This window comes from Stenotrophomonas sp. YIM B13575, assembly GCF_042787595.1.
Classification (GTDB): Bacteria; Pseudomonadota; Gammaproteobacteria; order Xanthomonadales; family Xanthomonadaceae; genus Stenotrophomonas; species Stenotrophomonas lactitubi_B.
This window is the reverse complement of record NZ_JBHZOP010000223.1, coordinates 1-1,769: the sequence shown is the minus strand read 5'-3', so window position 1 is coordinate 1,769 and position 1,769 is coordinate 1. Positions and strand designations below refer to the sequence as shown.

Annotated in this window: 2 protein-coding genes; both read right to left on the bottom strand. The window is 69.0% G+C overall.

The window, feature by feature from the left end; genetic code table 11:
• Positions 1-113: 113 nt before the first annotated feature.
• Positions 114-629: a pathogenicity-like protein gene (locus ACFX4F_RS21365; RefSeq protein WP_380658372.1), complete on the bottom strand. Its 516-nt coding sequence runs from the start codon at positions 627-629 to the stop codon at positions 114-116.
• Between the two features lie 4 nt (positions 630-633).
• On the bottom strand, positions 634-1,554 hold the full coding sequence (tesB, locus tag ACFX4F_RS21360) for an acyl-CoA thioesterase II (protein ID WP_380658374.1): 921 nt from the start codon (positions 1,552-1,554) through the stop codon (positions 634-636).
• Positions 1,555-1,769 lie beyond the last annotated feature (215 nt).

Below are 1,769 nucleotides of genomic sequence, written 5' to 3'. Positions count from 1 at the left end.
CGCCGGGCCGTGCCCGGCGCCTGTCCTGTCAGGCATTGTGGCCGCTGATGCAGGCCGCTGCGCTCGCCGGGCATGGCCCGGCGCTACCTGCGGTTGCCGGCCAGCGGCTGGCACTACTTCGCCGGCTGGATGCGAACCCGCACTTCCTCTTCTTCCGGCGGTGCCGGCGCGGCCGGTTGGGCCTGCTGCGGTTGCGGCTGGGCCTGCGGGGCGGGCACCGGGGCGGCGGGGGCAGGGGCGCCGCGATGGCGCAGGCCGATCACCAGCGCCACGCCGGCGATCACCACCAGCAGGGCGATGCGGATGCGCCAGGCCCAGCCACGACCACCGGCACTTTCCTGCACATCATCGCGGAAGGCGAACTCGGCGGTCGGATGGTCACGGCGGGTGGTGTCGAGCAGGCGGGCGTCGCGCAGGATTTCGCGCGCGCGCGGCTGGTCGTCGGCACGCACGACCCAGACCGCCGGGTATGCGCCGGCATTGCCGAGATCGGTATAGCTGAACTGGCCACGGCGACGGGTCTTGTACGAGCGCCCGTTGGTGACCTTCACCTGGATGTCGTGGCTGCGCAGGAGCTCGGCCACGCCTTCCACGGTTTCCACGCGCTGGCTGCTGAAAATCTGACGCATCGGATCAATCCTTGGCCGGCACGGCGGCCGCTGCTGCCTGGTCCGGAACCACGCGGATCAAGCCTTCCTGGGCGGTGCTGGCAACCAGCACGCCATCACGGGTGAAGAACTGGCCGCGGGCCAGGCCGCGCGAGTCCTGCGCGCTGGGGCTGTCCAGCGAGTACAGCAGCCAGTCGTCGGCGCGGAATGGGCGGTGGAACCAGATTGCGTGGTCCAGCGAGGCCATCTGCACGTGCGGATGGTAGTAGCTGATGCCGTGCGGGAAGGTCGCCGTGCCCAGCAGGTGGAAGTCCGACGCGTAGGCCAGCAGCGCTTGGTGCAGCTCGGGAGCATCGCCTACTGGCTCGCTCAGGCGCAGCCAGACCTGGTGGTAGGGCGGGCGCTTGGGCGGGTTCAGTTCATCGCGCGGATAGACATGGCGGAATTCGAAGGGACCACCGCGCGACAGCCAGCGTTGCACCTTGATCGGCAGGCGTTCAAGCACTTCCGCCGGCAGCGGGCGGTTCGGTTCGATGTCTTCCGGCTGCGGCACTTCAGGCATCTTGTGCTGGTGCTCGGCACCGGATTCGGCCTGCTGGAACGAGGCCGCGCAGAAGAAGATCACCTTGCCGTGCTGGATCGCGGTCACCCGGCGTACCGAGAAGCTGCCGCCGTCGCGGGTACGGTCGACGTCGTAGACGATCGGATGGTCGATGTTGCCGGCGCGCAGGAAATAGGCGTGCAGCGAGTGCACATGGCGACCGTTGTCGACCGTGGCCTGGGCGGCCGCCAGGGCCTGGCCCAGCACCTGCCCGCCGAACACGTACTTGGTGCCGATGTCGCGGCTCTGGCCGCGGAACAGGTTGTCCTCCAGCCGCTCCAGGGTGAGCAGGTCGATCAGCTCGGAGACGACGGGTTCGGGCGTGTCGTTCAAGGGGGCGGCCACAGCGATGAAAGAGGGCTCGATTATACCGGTGCGCACGGCACCCTCCTTGCCGTTTTCCACATGGCCCCACCCTCCAGCCAAGCGCCTCTCGGCTCGACAAGACGCTTGCGGTCAACTGTCGAAGGCCGGGCGGGGCCGGTTGCGGGGGCGTGAGCGCCATGGATGGCGCGACCGAGCTTACATGGACGTACTTGCAGCGCCCCCCGCAATCGGCC

What these genes read in the sequence shown, in the direction of transcription:
- ACFX4F_RS21365 (WP_380658372.1), bottom strand. Translation starts at nt 629, where the DNA reads ATGCGTCAGATTTTCAGCAGCCAGCGCGTGGAAACCGTGGAAGGCGTG.